At 50.0% G+C, this 248-nt stretch carries 1 protein-coding gene; it reads left to right on the top strand.

Features of this window, described 5'->3' with window-relative positions; translation table 11 throughout:
• Positions 1 to 35: 35 nt before the first annotated feature.
• A partial coding sequence (locus KVT27_RS25670; RefSeq protein WP_254636300.1) for an ATP-binding protein occupies positions 36 to 248 on the top strand: 213 nt, incomplete at its 3' end.

Genomic DNA, 248 nt, shown 5'->3' with positions numbered 1-248 from the left:
CGGCAATGATGGCGGAGATTCAACCCACATTAGACATGATGGCCAAGCAGAAGGAGATTCAAATCGTCTCGGCCTGTGAGGAAGGTGAGATCCCGATGGATCCCGATTTAATCAAGGTTCTCATCGTTAATCTTGTCGATAATGCGATCAAAGCTTCGGCAGAGCATACGGAGATTCATCTCCGGGCTTATTGGCGGGGGCCGCGCTATGTACTTCAAATTATCGATCAAGGCAGAGGGATTCCGAGC

The sequence above is a fragment of the Lysinibacillus sp. GbtcB16 genome (assembly GCF_019091145.1).
Taxonomy (GTDB): domain Bacteria; phylum Bacillota; class Bacilli; order Bacillales_A; family Planococcaceae; genus Lysinibacillus; species Lysinibacillus fusiformis.
Note: the sequence above shows the minus strand (reverse complement) of the source record. Positions and strands in the feature narration are given on the sequence as shown.